This is a genomic window from Fulvivirga sp. M361, from assembly GCF_007097395.1.
In the GTDB taxonomy this organism is placed as follows: domain Bacteria; phylum Bacteroidota; class Bacteroidia; order Cytophagales; family Cyclobacteriaceae; genus Fulvivirga.
On record NZ_VKDC01000083.1, the window covers coordinates 1 to 2977 of the forward strand.

Below are 2977 nucleotides of genomic sequence, written 5' to 3' on the forward strand. Positions count from 1 at the left end.
CTTTCTCCTGACTCTTTCCATTGGCGGTAAAGAATACGCATCTGTTCCTGATCATGTCTTTTCATGACACAAGTTTATCGCTTTTTACCACTCCCTCAAATATGGATTTTATCGGACGGATACAATGAACGTGTATTTAGCCAAGTTTATGATGTATTATGAGATTCACCGTCTTCACCATTTAGAGGGTCGTTCGGTTAGCTGGATCAGCCAGCATTTAGTATTAAACAGACGAACGGTCAACAAGTATCTGGCCATGAGTGAGCAGGACTATGAGCAGTTTTTGATCAAGCAGTCCAGCCGCAGTAAGAAGCTCGATATCTACGAAGGTTTTATCCGCGATAGGCTAGAGCTGTACCGGGATACCTCAGCGGCACAGATGCATGATTGGCTCAAGGAGCACTTCCCTGATTTTCCAGCGGTTAATCAGAAGACGGTCTTTAATTTCGTTCATTATGTTCGTGATAAGTACCAACTACCTGTTGTAAAAACCGAGCGACAGTTCCAAGCCATAGAAGAGCTACCCTACGGACAGCAGGCCCAGGTTGACTTTGGTCATAGCAATATGCGCACCAGTACAGGCAAGCGGGTAAAGGTCTCCTTCTTTACTCTGGTACTGAGCCGTTCACGATTTAAGTACGTCTGGTTCACTGATCAACCGTTTACCTCAGAATTAGCTATTAAGGCCCACCAACGAGCCTTTGAGCACATCAATGGTATCCCCGATGAAGTGGTCTACGATCAGGACAAGGTCTTTATGATTAGTGAGAACAACGGTGATATTATCCTGACCAGTGGCTTCAAAGCTTACATGCAAACCCAATCCTTCAAACTACACTTTTGCCGTAAAGCAGACCCACAATCAAAAGGGAAGGTAGAGAATGTGGTCAAGTATGTGAAAAGCAATTTCTTGTACAATCGCACCTACTACAATGCCGACACCCTCAATGATGAAGCAATGGGCTGGTTGGGTAGAACAGCCAATATGTTGCCTCACGCAGGCACACAGAAGATTCCTTACGATGAATGGATGCAAGAACAGCCCTTTCTAAAACCCTTGCAGCCCTACAGTGGACAAACAGCCTCAATCAGTGTTTATACGGTCAGAAAGGACAATACAATTAGTTACAAAGGCAATTTTTACTCTTTACCCCTAGGTACTTATCAAGGAAAAGGTACCAAAGTTGCCATCCACATTGATCAGGGACTACTGATCATATCAGAAGCAAACGCTGACAAACAATTGGCACGTCACAAACTGGCGACCGGATCCGGGCAAAGAATCATCAATAACAATCACAAACGGGACAACAGCACTGCAATAGAGGAAATGATCAATCAAGTAGCTGATCTGATGCCAGACGCTGAAAAGGCTTTAAAATGGCTCCAGGCAATCAGAAAAAAGAAGTCCAGGTATATCAGAGATCAACTCATTGCTATCAGCCAGACAGTCAAGCAGACTAACGACGAGCTAATAGTAGGCCAGGCATTAGAGTACTGCCTACAAAACAGCATTTACAGTGCCTCAGACTTCACTGCTATTATTGACCACTCCATCAGAGAAGGACAGCAAAAAGAAGCTAAAATCATTACACTCAACCCCTTAAATGGGCAAAACAAAGCAGATGCATGGCAAAAGCCACAGACCAGCTCAATTGAGGAGTATCAACAGGTTATTGAAACAAATAAGAAAAATGGATAGAAAACAGATGATTACAGACTATTGCCGACAGTTCAGAACTGCCGGCATCACCTCCCACATCGACCAACTCATCAAAACCGCTGAGACAGAAGCTTGTGGGTACTGGGAGTTCACTTTACGGCTGCTTCAGGCAGAAGCTGAGCACAGGCACCAAAATGAAGTCATCAGAAAACGGAAGTTCGCTGCTCTACCAAAAAACAGCAACCTCGATCACTACGACTACACCGTTAATAACGGGCTGAACAAATCTAGAATCAACCAATTACGGGAACTACAGTGGATTGATCAACTCTATAATCTGATGCTGATGGGGCCTTCAGGAACGGGCAAAACATTCCTTGCAGCAGGTCTGTGTGCCGATGCAATCAACAAAGGATATAGGGCATTATTCCGATCCATGGAGCAACTACTCAATACATTCAAAATGAAGGATGTAACACGCTCTGCTATGACTGAGTACAGAAGACTCACCAAGGCCCACCTCATTGTTATTGATGATGTGATGCTCTTCCCAATAGAAAAAAAACAGGCCGTTGACCTATTCAATTTTATCAATCAACTTTATGAAAATACAGCCTTCATTATCACCACTAACAAGATGCCTGCTGACTGGGCTAAACTCATGGAAGATGAGGTCCTCGCTACTGCTTTATTGGACCGATTGCTCTACCAATGTGAGGTGATAAATCTCAATGGAAAAAGCTACAGATTGGAGAACCGTAAAACCTTTTTTGAACCAGAAAATTAACACCACTATATTGCAGAAAAGTTGTGCGCCCTTGTTGCCAAAAACTGTGCACTCTTAATTGCCATTTTCTGTGCACTTTCACTTACCGATTACACTTTTTTGTTTTTCCATTTTTAATACTTCCCTTTATTACTTTAGTTACCATAGTTTGAGAAATATGACAATCTAGAGAACATTTTTAAAAAAAAGATGGAATTTTAAGGATGGGTCAGTATTAATGGCAACGTCCAACTATCGGTTGTGTGCCCACAGTTGGCAAGTACAGCTAAAATAGCGGAAGAGCACCACACGCACTACGGTATCTATGAAAAACTGTCAAAAGCCAGAACCACAGACCTTTCCAAAAGCGATGAAGTTTCAGAAGGTGCACTTCTGCGGGCAAGTTCCAATGAGGCTGGCAAAGAGTATCCCTTCGGTGTTGGGCGTGTATTTAATTATGATTATTTTCTTATAGGCAGTAATTCATGTAACTGGTTGATCTTATACTCAGGGATTTTTCTCAGGGTTTGGGTAAGCCACTCTAATGG

3 protein-coding genes are annotated in these 2977 nt (G+C 42.9%); all 3 read left to right on the forward strand.

Annotation, left to right across the window (positions count from 1 at the left end; translation table 11 throughout):
- Positions 1 to 124: 124 nt before the first annotated feature.
- Complete coding sequence (gene istA / locus FNH22_RS31575; protein ID WP_143402534.1) at positions 125 to 1702, forward strand: IS21 family transposase; 1578 nt, start codon at positions 125 to 127, stop codon at positions 1700 to 1702.
- Positions 1695 to 2450 carry an IS21-like element helper ATPase IstB gene (istB, locus tag FNH22_RS31580; protein WP_143402535.1) on the forward strand — a complete coding sequence of 252 codons (756 nt, stop codon included), beginning with the start codon at positions 1695 to 1697 and terminating at the stop codon, positions 2448 to 2450. The genes istA and istB overlap by 8 nt, the downstream gene beginning before the upstream one ends.
- A gap of 252 nt (positions 2451 to 2702) precedes the next feature.
- Positions 2703 to 2977, forward strand: a 275-nt coding sequence (locus tag FNH22_RS31585; RefSeq protein ID WP_143402536.1) for a hypothetical protein, incomplete at its 3' end; no start/stop codon positions are given.